Source organism: Serratia sp. AXJ-M (assembly GCF_046531865.1).
GTDB lineage: Bacteria > Pseudomonadota > Gammaproteobacteria > Enterobacterales > Enterobacteriaceae > Serratia > Serratia liquefaciens.
Genome location: NZ_CP059394.1, coordinates 4803208 through 4822732 on the forward strand (window position 1 = coordinate 4803208; position 19525 = coordinate 4822732).

At 57.6% G+C, this 19525-nt stretch carries 11 protein-coding genes and 1 riboswitch; of the genes, 6 read left to right on the plus strand and 5 right to left on the minus strand.

Annotation, left to right across the window (positions count from 1 at the left end):
• Window positions 1–41: 41 nt before the first annotated feature.
• Window positions 42–1478 carry a capsule assembly Wzi family protein gene (locus tag H0S68_RS22385; RefSeq protein WP_130015870.1) on the plus strand — a complete coding sequence of 479 codons (1437 nt, stop codon included), beginning with the start codon at window positions 42–44 and terminating at the stop codon, window positions 1476–1478.
• Between the two features lie 63 nt (window positions 1479–1541).
• On the opposite strand, the gene pgi is transcribed toward H0S68_RS22385, so the two are convergent.
• Window positions 1542–3188, minus strand: coding sequence for a glucose-6-phosphate isomerase (pgi, locus tag H0S68_RS22390; RefSeq protein ID WP_020837185.1), 1647 nt, complete (start codon window positions 3186–3188; stop codon window positions 1542–1544).
• A 273-nt stretch (window positions 3189–3461) separates the two neighbouring features.
• On the opposite strand from pgi, the gene H0S68_RS22395 reads away from it, so the two are divergent.
• The 5 genes from H0S68_RS22395 (at window position 3462) to H0S68_RS22415 (ending at window position 15038) form a co-directional block, all read left to right on the plus strand.
• Window positions 3462–5270, plus strand: a complete 1809-nt coding sequence (locus tag H0S68_RS22395; protein ID WP_020837186.1) for a cation:proton antiporter — start codon at window positions 3462–3464, stop codon at window positions 5268–5270.
• A 52-nt stretch (window positions 5271–5322) separates the two neighbouring features.
• A riboswitch (Lysine riboswitch) is annotated at window positions 5323–5515 on the plus strand.
• Window positions 5516–5623: 108 nt separating this feature from the next.
• Window positions 5624–6991, plus strand: coding sequence for a lysine-sensitive aspartokinase 3 (gene lysC / locus H0S68_RS22400; protein WP_020837187.1), 1368 nt, complete (start codon window positions 5624–5626; stop codon window positions 6989–6991).
• 143 nt (window positions 6992–7134) lie between these two features.
• On the plus strand, window positions 7135–8052 hold the full coding sequence (gene panS / locus H0S68_RS22405; RefSeq protein ID WP_020837188.1) for a ketopantoate/pantoate/pantothenate transporter PanS: 918 nt from the start codon (window positions 7135–7137) through the stop codon (window positions 8050–8052).
• Between the two features lie 416 nt (window positions 8053–8468).
• On the plus strand, window positions 8469–10145 hold the full coding sequence (locus tag H0S68_RS22410; protein WP_130015872.1) for a ShlB/FhaC/HecB family hemolysin secretion/activation protein: 1677 nt from the start codon (window positions 8469–8471) through the stop codon (window positions 10143–10145).
• A 45-nt stretch (window positions 10146–10190) separates the two neighbouring features.
• Entirely contained in the window at window positions 10191–15038 is a 4848-nt protein-coding gene (locus H0S68_RS22415) for a hemagglutinin repeat-containing protein (protein WP_410529029.1), read from the plus strand.
• Between the two features lie 36 nt (window positions 15039–15074).
• Here the strand turns inward: H0S68_RS22415 and H0S68_RS22420 are convergent, their stop codons facing one another.
• From H0S68_RS22420 to H0S68_RS22435, 4 genes are all read right to left on the minus strand, one after another.
• Entirely contained in the window at window positions 15075–16724 is a 1650-nt protein-coding gene (locus H0S68_RS22420) for a Na/Pi cotransporter family protein (RefSeq protein ID WP_041415041.1), read from the minus strand.
• A gap of 161 nt (window positions 16725–16885) precedes the next feature.
• Window positions 16886–17878 carry an ABC transporter ATP-binding protein gene (locus tag H0S68_RS22425; RefSeq protein ID WP_044553834.1) on the minus strand — a complete coding sequence of 331 codons (993 nt, stop codon included), beginning with the start codon at window positions 17876–17878 and terminating at the stop codon, window positions 16886–16888.
• Window positions 17879–17882: 4 nt separating this feature from the next.
• Entirely contained in the window at window positions 17883–18668 is a 786-nt protein-coding gene (locus H0S68_RS22430; protein ID WP_020837193.1) for an ABC transporter permease, read from the minus strand.
• Window positions 18669–18685: 17 nt separating this feature from the next.
• Window positions 18686–19525: an ABC transporter permease gene (locus tag H0S68_RS22435; RefSeq protein ID WP_020837194.1), complete on the minus strand. Its 840-nt coding sequence runs from the start codon at window positions 19523–19525 to the stop codon at window positions 18686–18688.

Sequence of the window (19525 nt, forward strand, 5' to 3'; positions counted from 1 at the left end):
TTTACATAAAACAAACAACTCGAATTAACAAGGGAATATTTATGCGCGCTAAGCTTAACGGACTGGTCGCCGCAGGCCTGTTTACCTGTGCATTAACCGGCCATGCCAGCGGATTGGTAACCCCTGATAATGACCTGCGCAACGACCTTGCCTGGTTGTCCGATCGCGGCGTCATCAACGTCAGCCTGTCCACCTGGCCACTGAGCCAGGAAGAGATCAGCTCGGTCATTTCTCAGGCCAAACCGGTAACCAATACCGAGAAAAATGTCATCGACCGCGTTCAACGCCGCGTCGGCGAACTGAAAGCCAATATCCGCGTCAGCGGTTACGCCGCCACCGACAAGCCGGGTACTCCTCAGGGATTCGGTCAAAGCCAATATGCTGACCAAAGCCTGACCGTTGGCGCCGGCGCCAACGGCGAATTCTGGGACGTGCGTCTCCAGGGTTCAGTCGAAGGCGATCAACGCGTCAGCGACGGTTCCAAATTCAACCTCAACGGCTCCTATGGTGCAGTGAAAATCTGGAACCAGTGGCTGTCCTTCGGTGAGGTATCCCAGTGGTGGGGCCCTGGTTACGACGGCAGCCTGATCCGTTCCGACGCCGCACGCCCGGTTGCCGGCTTTATGCTGCAGCGCGCCGACCAATCGCCGTTTGAAACCCCTTGGCTATCCTGGATTGGCCGTTGGCAGTACCAACTGACGGCGGGTCAGCTGTCGCAGTACACCGCCGTGCCTGATACCAAACTGATTGGCGGCCGCTTTACCATGATGCCGACCAACTTCCTTGAACTGGGTGCTTCACGCATCATGCAGTGGGGCGGCAGCGGACGACCACAGTCCTGGAGCTCCTTCTGGGACGCGTTTGCAGGTAATGATAATGATGATTCCGGCCAGGGCAACGACCCAGGCAACCAGCTTGCCGGTTTCGATTTCAAGCTAAAAATGCAGCCGTTGATTGGATTGCCAGTCAGCTTCTACGGCCAGCTCACCGGTGAAGACGAAGCCGGTATGTTGCCATCGCATAATGCTTATTTGTTAGGGCTGGAAGGTCATCCCGAGTGGGGCCCGACCACCATCAACTGGCATATTGAAGGTTCTGATACTCGCTCTGATGGTAAGACAAAAAATGTCATCTATCGCCACTACGTTTATAAAGATGGCTACTACCAGCAAGGCTACCCACTGGGCCACGCCATGGGCGGCGACGGGCAAATGCTGTCCGGCCGCGTAGAGATGGTGTTGGACGATGGCCAACGCTGGAGCACCCGCCTGGTGTACGCCAAAGTGAACCCGAACAGCCAGCCAATTAACCATGCATTCCCGAAATCCGACACGCTGAAAGGCATTCAGTTAGGCTGGGGATACAACTTCGACTCTCAGGTCAAGTTTGATACCAGCCTGTGGTACACCGACAACAACGCCAGCACCGCCGATGACGTAGGCGCAGGCATCAGTTTCGAAGTGCCTATCAATCTGTAATTCCTTCAGACGTAAAAAAACCCGCCAAGGCGGGTTTTTTATTGGCATTCATTCAGACGCTAATTAACGCCATGCCTTGAAGCGATTGATCAGTGCATTGGTTGAACTGTCGTGGCTGCTGACCGCTTCATCACCCGCCAGTTCCGGCAGGATACGGTTAGCCAGCTGTTTGCCCAGCTCCACGCCCCACTGGTCGAAGGTGAAGATGTTGAGGATCGCGCCCTGGGTGAAGATCTTGTGTTCATACAGGGCAATCAGGCTGCCCAGGCTGAACGGCGTAATCTCACGCAGCAGGATGGAGTTGGTTGGGCGGTTGCCTTCAAATACCTTGAACGGCGCTACGTGCTTAACCTCGTCCGGCGTTTTGCCTTGGGCTGCAAATTCTTGTTCTACCACTTCCAGCGATTTACCGAACGCCAGGGCTTCGGTCTGCGCGAAGAAGTTCGACAGCAGTTTTGCATGGTGGTCGCTCAGCGGATTATGGCTGATGGCCGGCGCGATAAAGTCACAAGGCACCAGCTTGGTCCCCTGGTGGATCAGTTGGTAAAACGCGTGCTGCCCGTTGGTGCCCGGCTCGCCCCAGATGATTGGGCCGGTCTGGTAGTCCACCGGATTGCCGTTGCGATCGACATATTTACCGTTGGATTCCATGTTGCCCTGCTGGAAGTAAGCGGCAAAACGGTGCATGTACTGGTCGTACGGCAGGATAGCTTCGGTTTCTGCACCGAAGAAGTTGTTGTACCAGATACCGATCAACGCCAGCAGCACCGGCAGGTTTTGCTCTGCCGGCGTTTGCGCGAAGTGTTTGTCCATCGCGTGCGCGCCGCTCAGCAACTGTTCAAAATTCTCGTAACCCACTGACAGGGCGATAGACAGGCCAATCGCCGACCACAGGGAATAACGGCCGCCAACCCAGTCCCAAAACTCGAACATGTTAGCGGTGTCGATGCCGAACTCGCCGACGGCCTTGCCGTTGGTGGACAGCGCCGCGAAGTGTTTCGCCACGTGTTTTTGGTCACCGGCGGTGCTCAGGAACCAGTCGCGCGCGCTGTGGGCGTTGGTCATGGTTTCCTGGGTGGTGAAGGTTTTGGACGCCACCAGGAACAGGGTGGTTTCCGGGTTCAGCGGTTTGAGCGTTTCGGCGATATGGGTGCCGTCAACGTTGGAGACGAAGTGCATGTTCAGGTGATTTTTGTACGGGCGCAGTGCCTCGGTAGCCATATAAGGGCCGAGATCTGAACCGCCAATACCGATATTTACCACGTCAGTAATTGCTTTGCCGGTATAGCCTTTCCAGTCACCGCCAATCACGCGGTCACAGAACTGTTTCATTTTGGCCAGCACCGCATTCACTTCCGGCATCACATCTTTGCCATCAACGATGATTGGGCTGTTGCTGCGGTTACGCAGGGCAATATGCAGCACCGCACGGTCTTCAGTACGGTTGATTTTCTCGCCGGCGAACATGGATTTGATCGCGCTTTGCAGATCGGTTTCTTTCGCCAGTGCCTGCAGCTTCTCCAGGGTTTCCGCGGTGATGCGGTTTTTAGAGTAGTCCACCAGCATCTGATCGTTGAAGGTGGCGGAAAACTTGGAGAAACGCTCTTTGTCCTGAGCAAACAGATCGCTGATCTGTACGTCTTTCATCTGTTCAAAATGTTGCTGCAGGGCTTGCCAAGCAGCGGTTTGACTAGGATTGATATTTTTCATAGCAACACTCTTAGGCTTGAGAATAAATGTGACGTGGTTGACCGATTGTAGCCTGTTCGACCGTGATTATGATCTCTTTTCTTGCGATAGGCGCTAACTGTCAATTGCCGCCGCATCGTTTCAGCACTTCCCCTATACTTTTGGATAACAGCCTGTTATCAGGGTTGCTTAACTGTCACTAAACTGTGTCAGGTTATCACCACGTCAATGACGTAATTAGGCTAAGGATGCGCGGCCAGCCAGGCTGCGGTGTGAACGACGAAGGACATGACTATGGAATTATCTGCCCCATTGATGTTGGTGGTTATTGGCTTGAGCTCATTGCTGGCGCAGTGGCTAGCCTGGGTGTTACGCCTGCCGGCCATTCTGCCGTTGCTGGTATTTGGCATCGTGCTGGGGCCTGTGGTGCATTGGGTTCAGCCGGACGCATTGTTCGGCGATTTGCTGTTCCCGCTGGTGTCGCTGTCGGTCGCCATTATTCTGTTTGAAGGGGCGCTAACGCTACGGGTCGAGGAAATACGCGGCCTCGGCGGCGTGGTACGTAACCTGGTAACCATTGGCATGCTGATGACCTTCCTGGTGATCGGCGTGGCCTGCTGGTGGTTGCTGGACTTTCCACCGGAGTTGGCGGCACTGATCGGCGCGGTCACGGTGGTCACCGGCCCAACGGTGATCGCCCCGTTGATGCGCGTGGTGCGACCGAATGCCAATATCAACCAGGTACTGCGCTGGGAAGGCATCGTCATCGATCCGGTCGGCGCCATTTTTACCCTGCTGGTGTTCGAATTTATCGTACTGAAACAGCATTCAGAATCTTACACCCATCTGTTCTGGACGCTGGGCATTACCGCCGCCGTCGGCCTGGTGGCTGGCGCGCTGTTCGGCTATTTGCTGGGCCTGGCGCTGCGCCGCGTCTGGCTGCCGCGCTACCTGCAAAACCTGGCGGTACTGGCGATCATGCTCACCGCCTTTGGCGTGTCCAACGCCATTGCCGATGAATCCGGCCTGCTGACCGTTACCGTAATGGGCATTTGGCTGGCCAATATGCGCGATGTGGATACCAGCGACATTCTGGCGTTCAAGGAAGAGCTGTCGGCGATCCTGATTTCAGCACTGTTTATCATTTTGGCGGCGCGGCTCGACATTCAGGCCTTGTGGAACATGGGCTGGCCATTATTGGGCCTGTTGCTGGTGGTGCAGTTCGTCGCCCGCCCGCTGTGTATTGCGGTATCAACCTGGCGCTCTTCCCTGCACTGGCGCGATCGCCTGCTGCTATGCTGGATCGCTCCGCGTGGCATCGTCGCCGCGGCGGTCAGTTCGCTGTTTGCCCTGACGCTGCAGCGCAGCGGTTATCCGGGAGCCGATCGGCTGGTGACCGTGGTGTTCGCCGTGATCATCGGCACCGTGGTACTGCAAAGCCTGACCAGCGGCATGATGGCGCGTTGGCTGCGGGTACAGCAGCAAAAACCACGTGGGGTGCTGATTGTCGGCGCCAATAGCGTCGCACGTATGCTGGCACAGGCGCTGATGAAGTTGAATATTCCGGTGCTCGTCACCGACAGCAGTTGGGAATATTATCGCCAGGCGCGTATGGACGGCATCCCCGCCTATTATGGCCATGCTTACTCTGAGCATGCCGAAAACTATCTCGATCTCAGCGACACCGCACAAGTACTGGCGCTCTCTCCCAACCGCCACCAAAATGCGTTGGCGGTCTATCACTTCGGCCATATTTTTGGCGAAGGACAGGTGTTCGCCATCCGCTCCGGCGCCCCGTTGAAAGGCCGCGGCAACAGTGCGGAAAGTTCGCGCTTCCGCCGGCATGAGATCCTGTTCAATCAAGAGGCCACCTACGGTCGGCTAAGCAGCCTGATTGCCCAGGGCGCCACCATCAAAGCCACCAAGCTGAACGAGAACTTTGGCTGGTTGGAATATATAGAGAAAAATCATGGTGTTATTCCGCTTTTCAGCCAGCGGGAAGACGGCACGCTGCAGCCGATCGGCGCCGGTTTTGTCCCGGCAATGCCCTGTACGCTGATTGCACTGGTACAAGATGAAAATCCCTCAACTTCCGGACGTTGACAGCGGCACGATATCGGGCTATTCCTAACAGCCTACTTGCGCACCCGGTGTGCAAGCCAGAAGAGGCGCGTCGCCCAGGTAGAGTGTCAGAGGAGCCGTTTTCCAATGACGACGCTTGAGGGGGAGCGACGCCGAGGTAAGGTGATGCGCGGCATTCATCGTATCGACTACAGGGGCTGAATCCCCTGGGTTGTCACCAGAATTGTCCGTAAGGGCAATCAACAAGGTGGGGCGCTTCTGGGTGTATCGTAGCTTTCACTTCTACGTCTGCTCCCGTTTATCGCTCCCCCCTTGTGCCAAGGCTATGAAAAAAGTGCTCTCTGAAGAGGGCCACCCTGACACGAGGTTTTTACATGAACCAAGCAGCACCCCAGAATGCCACCGTTGTCGCCAAATTCGGCGGCACCAGCGTTGCCGACTATGAAGCCATGAACCGCAGCGCCGACGTCGTTCTCGCCAATCCGAACGTACGTCTGGTGGTATTGTCCGCTTCTGCGGGCGTCACCAACCTGCTGGTGGCTCTGGCCGAAGGCAGCGACGCCGACAAGCGTCACTATCAGCTCGACGAAATCCGCCGCATTCAATACGCCATTCTCGATCGCCTCGATAATCCGGCGGTAGTGCGCGACGAAATCGACCGCATGCTGGAAAATATTGCCATGCTGTCCGAAGCAGCCTCCTTGGCCACCTCCACGGCGCTGACCGACGAACTGGTCAGCCACGGCGAACTGATGTCTACCCTGCTGTTCGTTGAGATCCTGCGCAGTCGTGATGTGCAGGCGGAGTGGTTTGACGTACGTAAAGTGATGCACACCGACGATCATTTCGGTCGCGCAACGCCGGACAGCGTAGCGCTGAACCAACTGGCCCAGTCGCTGCTCAAGCCACGCCTGCAGGAAGCCCTGGTAGTTACCCAGGGCTTTATCGGCAGCGAGCCGAAAGGCCGCACCACCACGCTGGGTCGCGGCGGCAGCGATTACACCGCCGCCCTGCTGGGTGAAGCGCTGAGCGTCAGCCGGGTCGATATCTGGACCGACGTGCCGGGCATCTACACCACCGACCCACGCGTAGTTCCGGCGGCAAAACGCATCGATAAAATCGCCTTCGAAGAAGCCGCTGAAATGGCCACCTTTGGCGCAAAAGTCTTGCACCCGGCCACCCTGTTACCGGCCGTTCGCAGCGATATCCCGGTGTTCGTCGGCTCCAGCAAAGATCCGTCCGCCGGCGGTACTCTGGTGTGCAACACCACCGAGAACCCACCGCTATTCCGTGCGCTGGCGCTGCGCCGCAAACAAACCCTGCTGACGCTGCACAGCCTCAACATGCTGCACGCACGCGGTTTCCTGGCCGAGGTGTTCAGCATTTTGGCGCGCCACAATATCTCGGTGGACTTGATCACGACCTCCGAAGTTAGCGTAGCGCTGACCATGGATACCACGGGTTCAACCTCCACCGGCGGCAGCCTGCTGACCACTTCATTGCTGACCGAACTGTCGTCACTGTGCCGGGTAGAAGTGGAAGAAAACCTGGCGTTGGTCGCCTTGATCGGCAACAAGCTTTCCCAGGCCTGCGGCGTGGGCAAAGAAGTGTTCGGCGTGCTCGACCCGTTCAATATCCGCATGATCTGTTACGGCGCCAGCAGCTACAACCTGTGCTTCCTGGTACCGGGCGATGACGCCGAACAAGTCGTTCGCACCCTGCACCACAACCTGTTCGAATAAGCTACCGTCACCTTTGCAGGCGCGGCACGCCGCGCCTCTACCTCTAAAAAAGCAGTCCATAACCGTAGGGGTTCAGTTCACCGAACCCGCAAAAAACACAACACCACCCCATCGTTGTTATTTGGCTAAGGAAAACCTCACTCATGCTGGCAAAATTTACCCGATTATTCCCTCTGTGGGCGGTACTGCTCGCCGTCGCCGCCTACAGCACGCCCACCACCTTTACCGGGATCGGCCCCTACGTCAGCCCGCTGCTGATGCTGATCATGTTCGCCATGGGCGTCACGCTGCGGCTCGATGACTTTAAACGCGTACTGTCCCGCCCGGGCCCGGTTGCCGCGGGGATCTTTTTGCATTACCTGATCATGCCGCTGGCGGCCTGGCTGCTGGCAATGCTGTTCCATATGCCCCCGGATCTTTCCGCCGGCATGGTGCTGGTTGGCAGCGTTGCCAGCGGTACCGCGTCCAACGTCATGATCTATCTGGCCAAAGGGGATGTGGCGCTGTCAGTGACCATTTCGGCAGTCTCCACGCTGGTGGGCGTCTTCGCGACGCCGCTGCTGACCCGCCTGTACGTCGATACCGAGATCAGCGTCGACGTCATGGGGATGTTGCTGAGCATTCTGCAGATCGTGGTGATCCCTATTGGTCTGGGTTTGATCGTCCATCACACCTTTACCAAAACCGTCAAACGCATTGAGCCGATCCTGCCGGCGTTGTCGATGATCTGCATTTTGGCGATCATCAGCGCCGTGGTTGCCGGCAGCCAGAGCCATATCGCCTCGGTCGGGCTAGTGGTGATCGTGGCGGTGATCCTGCACAACGGCATCGGGTTGCTGAGTGGTTACTGGGGCGGCAAGCTGTTCGGCTTCGACGAATCGACCTGCCGTACGCTGGCAATTGAAGTCGGCATGCAGAACTCCGGGCTGGCCGCGACGCTGGGTAAAATCTACTTCTCACCGCTGGCCGCGTTGCCGGGTGCCCTGTTCTCAGTGTGGCATAACCTGTCCGGATCCCTGTTGGCGGGTTACTGGTCCGGCCGACCAATCACTAAAAAATAATTTCACCTCGGGGTGCAGTTCACATTTGCGCCCCGGACTCTCCTACGAAATTTCGTATTTCCCACTGGTCGGATTGTCAGAATTATCCCCATCCTCTATTATCCCCGCACAAAATAAAAATTCAGATTTTTCCCAGAGCTGCCGATAACCGCCTATAACGACGAGAGCGGAAAAGTCCAATTAATTTACTTTTTTAATTACCTCATTATGAGTAATTGAAGGGTAATTATTAAAAATATAAACAAGCAGCCTAATTATTATTTAGAAAAATAAAACCCACCTTCTTATTTTCCACTGGTGAATAAGAACCCCGCAATGTGATTGTCGCTCGCGATTCCGGGCCGGCCGTTGGCCGTCCGTTTATTGACCTCATGGATTGAGCAGGCCGCCCCAGCGGCTTCTCATAATGGATTACAATGATCAGAAAAACCGCCGCCCTGGCGCTGCTGTTTAGCACCGCACTCCCCGCCGCCACCCTGCCGGAAATGGGGGGGTTCTCACCGATGAGCGAATCGCGTCGCGCTTTGCAAGACGGTACGCGTGAAGTGAATCAACAAATAGAGCAGCGGCGCTACCAGCAGCTTAAACAGCAACAGTTGCTGGAAGACCCCGAACCCGCTGCACCGGCACTGCCACTTTCGGCTCAATGCCTGCCGATCGGCGGCGTGTATCTGCAGGGGATAACGCTGCTGTCGGCGAAAGATTTGGCAACGCTGAGTGCACTGCCAGAGCACTGCATCAGCAGCAACGACATCAATCGCCTGACGCGTGAATTGACCCGCTTATACCTGGATAAAGGTTATATCACCGCACGCGTGCAATTTATTCGCCCCAATGCCGAGGGTGAATTAGGCCTGCGTGTCACAGAAGGATTTATCGAAAAAATAGAGGGGGGCGATCGTTGGGTTAACAGCCAATTATTATTCCCTGGATTGGAAGGTCAGCCATTAAAATTAACCCAGCTCGATCAGGGATTAGATCAGGCCAATCGTTTGCAATCGAATAAAACCCGATTGGATATATTGCCGGGCAGCAAAGTGGGCGCCTCCATTATTCGGCTGCATAATCAACATACTAAACCCTGGTTGCTGTCCGCCACTGTGGATAATTACGGCCAGAAGAATACCGGCCAGTGGCTGGCACGCAGCACAGCAACGCTGGACAGCCCTTTCGGCCTGTCGGACTTCGCCAGCCTGAACGTTGCCGGCACGCTGGACAACCCGGCGCAACGCTATAATCGCGCCTATACCCTGCTCTATTCCCTGCCCTACGGCGCTTTCACCTTCAGCGGCTTTGCCAGCTACTCGCAATACCTGAACCACCAGCAGTTGGTGTTCAACAGCTACAAACTGCACGGCCAGACCCAACAGTACGGTCTGCGCGGCGACTATGTGTTTTATCGCGATCGCGACCAGATCAATACCCTGAACGGGCAACTGACCCATAAGCGCATCACTAACTATTTCGAAACCGTACGTATTGGCCTCGGCAGCCCAACGCTCAGCTTGTTTGAGCTGGGCGTTAACCATCTGCAGATCCTGCCTACCGGGCTGATCAGCGCCAACCTCAGCGTGGAGCAAGGGTTGCCCTGGTTTGGCGCCGACCGTCAAAAGGGGGCCGGCCTGCCCGATGCCCAATTCACCAAGGGCAAGCTGTTCGTCAACCTCAACCAACGCCTCCAGCTTGCCGGTGCCACTTACCAGTTGAGCAACTTGCTGTACGGGCAATACAGCCGCGATCGCCTGCCTGGCGTGGAATGGCTCAGCTTGACGGACCGCAGTGCGATCCGGGGTTTCAGCCGCAGCACGCTGTCCGGTGATAACGGCTGGTATCTGCAAAACACCCTTTCCCGCAGCTTCACCCTGGGCCAGAGCAGCCTCACTCCACGTATCGGCGGCGACGTCGGCCGGGTGCTGCCTCGCGATAACCGACCTTCCGGTTGGCAAAGCAGCGCGGGGTTGAGCGCCGGTGTCACCCTGCGTTACCAACGCGCCATGTTCGACGTTGAAGCCAGCCGCGGTTGGCTACTGTCCAGCCACTCAATGCCCGACGATCCGATACAGGTACTGGCACGCTTTTCGTACACCTTTTAGTTTGCGTTTTTTTGCACTACCACAGCGATATATGGAGATACATGGATGAAAAATAATAACTTCAGGCTCTCGGGAGCGGGCAAGTTAGCCGCTTCACTGGCGATCATTCTCGCTTCCCTCGGCAGCGCGTACGCCGGCGAGATCGTAGCGGCCAACGGCGCTAACGGGCCCGGTGTTTCAACTGCCGGTAACGGCGCGCAGGTGGTCAATATCGTGACGCCTAACGACCACGGGCTGTCACATAACCAGTATCAGGATTTCAACGTCAACCAACCCGGCGCGGTGCTGAATAACTCGCTCGATGCCGGGCGGTCTCAGTTGGCCGGCCAACTGGCTGCCAACCCGAACCTGAACAACCAGGCGGCCAGCGTGATCCTCAATGAAGTGATCAGCCGCAACCCGTCGCTGTTGCACGGACAGCAAGAAATCTTCGGCATGGCGGCCGACTACGTGCTGGCTAACCCGAACGGCATCAGTTGCGACGGCTGCGGCTTTATCAATACCAGCCGCTCGTCGCTGGTGGTGGGTAACCCCCTGGTGGAAAACGGCATGCTGCAGGGCTACAGCACGTTGGGCAATCGCAACACCCTGAGCCTTGATGGCCGGCTGAACGCCAGCGGCGTGCTGGATTTGATCGCGCCGAGAATCAACAGCCGCGGCGAGGTTATCGTCGCACCGCTGTACGATAAAAAAAGCGATAAAATGATCTCGGCGATCAACGCCATCAGCGGCAACAATCGCGTATCGCGCGATGCACAGGTGCTCAGCAGCGAACAACCTGAGCTCACAGTCTGGGACCAGTTATTAGGCACCACGGACAGCTACTATCTTGGCAGCATGCAGGCAGGGCGCATCAATATCATCCATACCGTCACCGGCAGCGGCGTAAAGCTGGCGGGCAAGCTGGATGGCAGTGATGAAATCCGGGTGAAAGCTTACAACATCCGCACCGACAGCCAGGTCAACGACAGCAGCAGCAACCGCAATAGCGGCGAGAATTACCAAAACTACCGCGGCGGGATCTACATCAACGACCGCAGCACCGGTCAGCAACTGGCCCGCACCGAGCTGAAAGGCAAAAATATCAGCCTGGTGGCCGATAACAGCAACCACCTGACCGCCACCGACGTTCGTGGCGAAGAGATCACGCTGCAAGGCGCCAGCCTGACGCTCGACGGTCGGCAACTGAAGCAGACTCAGGGCCACACCGATGAGCAGTGGTTCTACAGTTGGAAATACAACGTCACCCGTGAGAATGAGCAGCTTCAACAGGCCACCAGCAACATTGAGGCCACGAAAAATGCCACGCTGATCGCCACCGAGCAGGATGTGACGCTGCGTGGCGCCAAGGTTTCGGCGGGCAATGCATTGAACATCGACGCCAAGCGCGACGTGCAGCTCAGCGGATTGATCGAGCGAGAAAAAACCAGCGAGCGCGGTAATCAGCGCAACCATACCTCCAGCCTGCGTACCGGCAGCTGGAGCAACAGCAATGAAACCGAAAGCCTGAAGTCCAGCAGCGTCTTCTCCGGCGGTGATTTGGCGATAAAAGCCGGTAATCGCGTCGTAGGCCAGGGAACCAAAGTGTACGCGTCAGGCGACCTCAAGGTGGATGCCAACGACCAAATCAATATCGGCGTACAAAAAACCGCCAATGAGAAAACCGTTCGCGACAATAAAACCTCATGGGGCGGTATCGGCGGCGGCAACAACCAGGACAACAGCAACCGTCGCGAAGTCAGCAACGCTTCTCAGGTGACGGCCGACGGCACCCTGTGGCTGAACGGCAAACAGGGCGTGACCATTACCGGCAGCACCGTGAAGGGCGCCAAAGGCGGTTTTGTCGCCGCCACCGACGGCGGTCTGCGCATCGATAACGCCCTCAGCACCACGGTTGACAAGGTGGATGCCCGTACCGGCACCGTCTTCAATATCACCAGCAGCTCGCAAAAGTCCAATAACAGCCACCAACAGTCCACCGCCAGCGAATTGGTTTCCGATACCAACCTGCAGTTGGTCAGCAAAAAGGATACCGACGTGGTGGGCAGCAAGGTGACCAGCACCGGTAAGCTGGAAGTCAATGCCGGCGGTAATATCAATGTCAGCAGCGGAGAACAGCAGCAGCACATTGATGAGCAAAAAACTGCCCTTGCCATCAACGGCTATGCCAACGAGAAAAGCGACAAGCAATACCGTGCCGGTTTACGTATTGAGCATACCAGTGACAGCGAGAAAACCACCCGCAGCGAACAACAGTCATCAACGCTGAGCGGCGGCAGCGTCGCGCTGAAAGCAGACAAGGACGTGACCTTCAGCGGATCCAAACTGGTGACCACCCAGGGTGACGCCAGCGTCAGCGGCGACAACGTGGCCTTCCTGGCAGCCGACAACAAGACCACCAGCGATACCGAAAAAACCAAAATCGGCGGCGGAGTCTACTACACCGGCGGCATAGATAAAGTTGGCTCCGGCATCGAAGGCGGTTACGAGAACAGCAAGACGCACTCACAAAGCAGCAAGGCGGTGACTTCCGGCAGCGATATCGCGGGCAATCTGACGATTAATGCCAAAGACAAACTGACCCAGCAAGGTGCGCAGCACCAGGTTGGCGGCAAATATCAGGAGAATGCCAACAGCGTTGATCACCTGGCCGCCGTCAACAGCGAAAGCAGCAACACCACTAAAACCGACGTCGGCGTAGACATCGGTGCCAACGTCGATTACAGCGCCGTCACCCGCCCGGTAGAACGTGCGGTAGGGAAAGTCGCCAAGCTGGACGCCAACGGCGTGATTAACGAGATCGGCGGCATCGGCGCACCGAATATCGGGCTGGATATTGGCGCCAATGGCGGCAGCAGCGAAAAGAGCAATAGCAGCTCCCAAGCCGTAGTCAGCAAGATTACCGCCGGATCCATCGACGTAAAAGCCAGCGGGAAATTGCAGGATACTGGAACACAGTATCAGGCGACTCAAGGGAGCGTAGCGCTGACAGCCGATAGCCACCACAGTGAAGCGGCGAAAAACAGCCAGCAGGAAAGCAGCAGCGAAACCCGCGGCGGCGCCAGCGTGCGCGTTTATACCACCACCGGCAGCGATCTGACCGTCGATGCCAAAGGCGAAGGCGGCAATAAGCACAGCGAAAGCACCGGCAGCCAGGCCGTGACCGGTAGCATCACCGCCGCCAATGGCATCGACATCAAGGTCAAGCAAGACGCGGTGTATCAGGGTACTTCGTTGGAGGCCGGCGACGGCAAGGCGAAGGTAAAAGCGGAAGACGGCAACATCCGTTTCGACCAGGCCACCGATACCAGCCATGAAAGCCACAACGGCTTCAATGTCAAAGTGTCGGCCAAAGGCGGCACCACACCGGAAACCAAAAGCTTCGGCCTTGGACTGGGTGGCGGCTACAGCAACGGGAAGAGTGACGGCAGCAGCGCGCAAGTCAGCAACATCGGCGGCAAACAGGGCGTAGAGCTGGATGCCGGCCGTGGGCTGACGCTGCAAGGCAGTAATGTCACCAGCCAGGGCGACGTTTCGCTGAAAGCGGGAGAAAAGGTCGCGCTTCAGGCAGCCCAATCGCAGCAGACCCGCAAGGACGATACGCTCTCCGGCAATATCGATATCGGCGGCAACAGCACCGATAACGACAAAAAGAGCGCGGGCGGCCTTTCTCTCGGCGGCGCGTTTGACATTGCCAAGGTAGATGAGACCTCGACGACCCAGCAAGGTGGCAAAATCACCAGCGGCGGCGCGGTAACCATTACCGCCAAAGGCAACGACGCGCATGCTCTGCATCTGCAGGGAACCGAGGTCAAGGGCAGCAGCGTTGGCCTGAACGCCGAGAACGGCGGCGTGGTGCTGGAGTCGGTGCAAAACCAGGAGCAGAAAAACAACTGGAACCTGGGGCTGAAGGCTAACGCCAAAGGCGGCCAATCCTTCAATAAGGACGCCAACGGCAAGGTGGATACCACCAGCGGCAGCGACACCCATACCCTGGGCGCCGGTGTGAAAGTCGGTGTCGATAACCTGCAAAAAACCACTCAGGGCAACAGCCTGATTAGCGCAGGAGAAGTCACGATCAACAGTGGTAAAGACACCCAGTTGGCCGGCGCCCGAATCGATGCCGACAGCGTGCAAGGCAACATCGGTGGCGATCTGCGCGTCGAAAGTCGCAAAGACAGCGAAAGCAGCGTGAAGGTCGATGTGGATGTCGGTCTGAGCCACACCAACGACCCGGCCAGCAGCATAACCAGCAAACTGTCGAAAGTGGGTACCCCGCACTACGCGGGTAAGGTGAAGGAGAAGCTGGAGGGCGGCATCAACAAGGTCGCTGACGCCACCACCGACAAGTACAACAGCGTAGCTCGTCGCCTCGATCCGAAGCAGGACACCACCGGCGCGGTCAGCTTCAGCAAGGCCGAGGGTAAGGTCACCCTGCCGGAAACGCTGGTCGGCGAAAAAGAAAAGGGGCCACTGTGGGATCGCGGCGCTCGCTTCCTGGGCAACAAATCCAAAGAGAGCCTGACCGGTCCTGCCGGGCTGCAAGGCCAGTTCAAGGTCAAGGCCGACGTAGTCAATAACGATGCGGTAGGCGTGCAGTCGGCCATCAATGGGAAAAATGACGTTGCGCTCAACGTTCAGGGCACCACTCGTCTCACTGGCGGCGAGATCCGCAGCCAGCAAGGTGAAGTGACGCTGGGTAACGGTAAACTGGAACAGCAGGACGTGGCGGGCAACCGCTATCAGGGTGGCGGTCATCTCGATGCCGCTGCCTCGGCAGGCGCACTGCTGGGCATCGCCGGTAAAAGCGTGGTGAACCTGGAGACACCGGTCGGCGGTTATATCAATAACCAGGCCGCCGATGCCAAAGCGGGGGTCTTTTCGGGTAAATAACTGAGGTACTGCCCCCGGCCACGCCGGGGGCATGACTTACAGCGTGCTGGGCGTATCCTCCCACTCACGCTCATCATCCTTTTCATCTTGATCCAGCACGTTATATGCCACCGCACAGAACAGTGAGTTCAGGCGTTTCATATCCCCCAACAGCCCCAGGTGCAGAGAGCTGGTTTCAATACTTTGAACGTTCTGCTGATGTAAGCGATCAACGTGCGCATGGGCGTAACGACGATCCAAAATCCGGAACCGATGCTTGGAGCGCCGCAGCCGTTTGGCGCTGGTAAGGTCACCGGACAAGAACACCGACAGTCCCAGACGCAGATTGCCTATCAGCCGCTCATGCAACGCATCCAGTTCGGCCAGCCCTTCGGTGGAGAATGCTCGCCGCGCCGCGTGTGATTTCGCCCCCACGTCCCCGGCCATGCGCTCGATAATGTCACCCGCCTGTTCCAGATTCAGCGCCATCTCGATGATTTCCGCCCAGCGCCGAGAGTCTTCCTCGCCTAAATCCTCTTTCTGGATCTGCGCCAGATACAGCTTGATGGCGGTATAAAGCACGTCGACGTCATCATCCAGCCGGCGAACCTCTTTATCCTGCCCCTGCTTACCGTGCAGCACTTCGCGCTGCAGAATCATCATGTGCTCCACCACGTCGCCCATACGCAGGGTTTCACGTGCCGCGTTGGCCAATGCCAGCGTCGGGGTATCCAGTGCACTGGCATCAAGGTGCCGCGGTCGCAATCGGGGATCGTCCGCCGCCACGTCGGCAATCAGCGTTTCACACAGGCGCGCCATCGGCCCGGCCAACGGGATCAGCACCAGGCAACGGATCAGGTTGTAGAACACGTGGAAGTAGATAACCAACTCTTCGTTGCCGCCAGGCAACCGAGTCATCACGTCCGCCAGATAAGAGACAAACGGCAGCACCAGCACACAGCCCATCAGCTTGAACAACAGGCTGCCGAGCGCCACCCGACGACCGGCGGCATTCTGGCCGCTGGTGTTGATCATCGCCAACAGACCGCTGCCAAGATTGGCACCGATCACCAGGCACAGCGCCACCTTCAGCGAGATCACCCCGGAGGCGGTCAGAGTGGCAGTCAACAGTACGGCCGCCAGGCTGGAATAGCTGACAATGGCGAACAGCGCACCGGTCAGGGCATCCAGCATCACATCACCGGTCAGTGACGAGAACAACACTTTCACACCCGCCGCCTGGGTGATTGGCGTCGCGGCGGCAACAATCAGCTCCAGCGCCAGTACGATCAGCCCGAGGCCGATACACACGCGCCCCATTTGCCCTACACGGGTTTGCTTGCGGCTGAGAAACAGGAAGACGCCGACCAGGATCAGCAGCGGTGACAGCCAGGAGAGGTCAAAGGTCAGTATTCGCGCCATCAGCGCGGTACCGACATCGGCGCCGAGCATGATCACCAGTGCGGGCGTCAGTCCCACCAGCCCTTGCGCGACGAAAGAGGTCACCAGCAACGCCGTGGCGTTACTGCTTTGCACCAGCGCGGTCACGCCGATACCGGAGACGAACGCCAGCGGTTTTTTCTCTACGCTGTCGCTCAATACCCGGCGCAAATTAGCGCCGTAAACCCGCATAATTCCGGTGCGCACGATGTGGGTACCCCACACCAAAAGGGCAACGGAAGAAAGCAGATGAAGAAGGGTCAACACGGAAGGAACGCTCCCTTCACGCCCGGCAAGACACAGCAGGCTATCCTGCCTGCCAGGCGTGCATAAAGGCAGGACAGCGGCAACAGGCTGCAGACCGCTATTGGAGGGTTAACGCAACGGCAGGAATTACCCTGGAGTTATCATTGAATGCCGCAGCGATGTCATGCAACTTCCCGTAATGTAACAGTTTCTAAGTGTAGTCCAATTTCACTGCCGTCGGGCCGCAAATCTTCGACCGAACGGTTGAGCACGTCGACCAGCAGCTCCACACCGCGGGCCTGTACCCGATAGCGCACCACGTTGCCCAACAGGCTGTGGTTAAGGATCACCGCGGCAATCCCCTGCCCGGCAGGCACCAGGGTAATGGACTCTGGTCGAACAGCTACCTTACCGTGGTAAGGGCTGCCGGTCAAAGTCGTCGCCTGTTCCGCACTCAACAGGTTGTAGTTGCCGATGAACCCGGCGGCGAAGACGTCGGCCGGCTGGGTATACAGAGTTTCCGCGTCACCGCTTTGTACGATTTGTCCTTTGTTCATCAAGACAATGCGATCCGACAGCGTCAGCGCTTCTTCCTGATCGTGGGTAACGAAGATGGCCGTCAGGTTCAGTTCACGCTGGATCCGACGGATCTGTTCGCGCAGGTGCTTACGAATACGCGCGTCGAGTGCCGAAAGGGGCTCGTCGAGCAACAGCAGCCGCGGACGGGTCACCAGCGAACGTGCCAGCGCCACCCGTTGGCACTGTCCACCGGACAACTGATGCGGATAGCGTTTCGCCAGCTCAGTCAGCTCCACCAACGCCAGCACCTCTTGCACCCGCTGCTGGATCTGACCGGCCGCCAGCTTTTGCATTTTCAGCCCGAACGCGACGTTGCCCTCAACGGTCATGTTCGGGAATAACGCATAGCTCTGGAACACCATGCCGATACCGCGCTTTTGCGGGGGGAGCGGCACCAGATCCTGGCCCTGCAGCAGGATCTGTCCGCTGTCGACCGGGGTAAGCCCCGCCAGACAGCGCAGCAACGTCGATTTACCGCAGCCGCTCGGCCCGAGCAGCGTGACAAACTCGCCCTCCTCGGCGGTGAAGTCGATATCCTGAAACACCTGGGTCTGGCCATAGTGTTTATTGAGGCGGGTGACATTGAGGTAAGCCATGCGGTTAGCCCTTATTTTTATTCAGCAAATTCGCCAACCAGGTGACAATCAGCACCACGGCGAAATAAGAAATGACCAGTGCGCTGGTGAAATGGCCGCTGCCGTTACGCATGTTGTAGAGGTAAACCTGCAGCGTTTCGTATTGGCTGCCCACCAGCAGGTTGGCGAAGACGAATTCGCCAATCAGGAAAGAGAACGACAGCAGTACCGCAATCATCCCGCCCTTACGCAGGTTCGGCAGCACCACCAGCAGCGCCGCCTGCCAGGTACTGGCGCCCAGCAGATGTGCGGCGTCCATCAGGTCGCGCAGGTTGATCGCCTGCATGTTGTTGCTGATGGCACGGTAAATAAACGGCAGCGTAATGGAAAAATAGCAGCCGATCAGGATCCACGGCGTGCCCAGCAACGGCAGCGGATCGGCGGCGAACAGCTGCATCAACCCGACCGCCGACACTACCGGCGGCACGGCAAATGGCAGCAGGATCAGCACGTTCATTACCGCATCCAGTTTGGGAAAATAGTAAGCAATCACAAACATCGTTGGCAAAATCACCACCACCGCCAGCACCAGGGTGCCAAAGCAGATCAGCAGCGAGTGCCACAGCGCCAGCAGGAAGCGGGGATCGCTCCATAGGGCCACCAACCATTTCAGGGTAAAACCGTCCGGCAGAATAGTCGCGCCCCACTGGGTGGCCAGCGCATAAATCAGCGTCGCCGCCAGCGGCAACAGCAGGATCAGCAACAGCAGACCGCTTACTACGCGGTGATAGCCGGTTTCAAAGCGCGACATGGCCGCCCTCCGCAACATTATGAGCGCGCATTGAGGTAGCTCCTGCGCAACAGCCATTGATGGATCAGAGTAATAAACGCCATCATCACCACCAGCAGCATAGCCAGCGCGCTGGCCAGGTTAGGGTCGAGTGAGATATCCCCCGCGACCAGCGCCGATATGCGGATCGGTATCACGTTGAAATTGCCGGTGGTCAACGCATACACCGTGGCATAAGCCCCCAGTGCGTTGGCCAGCAGGATGACAAAGGTGCCCATCAACGCCGGCGCCAGCACCGGCAAGCCAATATGCCGCCAGTAGCGCCACGGACTGGCGCCAAGCAGCGATGCCGATTCGCGCCAGTCCTCGCGCAGCGCGTCAAACGCCGGGTACAGCAGCAGCACGCCCAGCGGGATCTGGAAGTAGGTATAAAGTACGATCAGTCCGGTTTTGGAATACAGGTTGAAGCTTTCCATCAGGCCATATTTGCGCAGCAGCAGCGTCAGGCAGCCGTTCAATCCCAGCAGAATGACAAAGGCAAACGCCAAGGGGACCCCGGCGAAATTGCTGGTCATGTTGGTAAACGACATCACAAAATCATGAAACCTTGTCTGACCGAGCCGGCGCAGTGAGTAACTGCCTACTAACGCAATCAGCAGCCCATAAACGCTCGACCAAAGAGAGATCTCCAGCGAGAACTGAAACGCCTGCAAATAGAACGGCGAGGTCAGTACGTCAACATAGTTGCCCAGCCCCCAGCCGCTGGTCTGGCTGAAAAAGCTGCTGACGGCAATCCACACCAGCGGCGCAATTTGAAACGCGCCGAACAGCAGGATAAACGGCAGCAGGCACAGCGCGGCAATCCACTTAGCTTTCAT

What these genes read in the sequence shown, in the direction of transcription:
- pgi (WP_020837185.1), bottom strand. Translation starts at nt 3,188, where the DNA reads ATGAAAAATATCAATCCTAGTCAAACCGCTGCTTGGCAAGCCCTGCAG.
- H0S68_RS22385 (WP_130015870.1), top strand. Translation starts at nt 42, where the DNA reads ATGCGCGCTAAGCTTAACGGACTGGTCGCCGCAGGCCTGTTTACCTGT.
- H0S68_RS22415 (WP_410529029.1), top strand. Translation starts at nt 10,191, where the DNA reads ATGAAAAATAATAACTTCAGGCTCTCGGGAGCGGGCAAGTTAGCCGCT.
- panS (WP_020837188.1), top strand. Translation starts at nt 7,135, where the DNA reads ATGCTGGCAAAATTTACCCGATTATTCCCTCTGTGGGCGGTACTGCTC.
- H0S68_RS22395 (WP_020837186.1), top strand. Translation starts at nt 3,462, where the DNA reads ATGGAATTATCTGCCCCATTGATGTTGGTGGTTATTGGCTTGAGCTCA.
- H0S68_RS22410 (WP_130015872.1), top strand. Translation starts at nt 8,469, where the DNA reads ATGATCAGAAAAACCGCCGCCCTGGCGCTGCTGTTTAGCACCGCACTC.
- H0S68_RS22430 (WP_020837193.1), bottom strand. Translation starts at nt 18,668, where the DNA reads ATGTCGCGCTTTGAAACCGGCTATCACCGCGTAGTAAGCGGTCTGCTG.
- lysC (WP_020837187.1), top strand. Translation starts at nt 5,624, where the DNA reads ATGAACCAAGCAGCACCCCAGAATGCCACCGTTGTCGCCAAATTCGGC.
- H0S68_RS22435 (WP_020837194.1), bottom strand. Translation starts at nt 19,525, where the DNA reads ATGAAAGCTAAGTGGATTGCCGCGCTGTGCCTGCTGCCGTTTATCCTG.
- H0S68_RS22425 (WP_044553834.1), bottom strand. Translation starts at nt 17,878, where the DNA reads ATGGCTTACCTCAATGTCACCCGCCTCAATAAACACTATGGCCAGACC.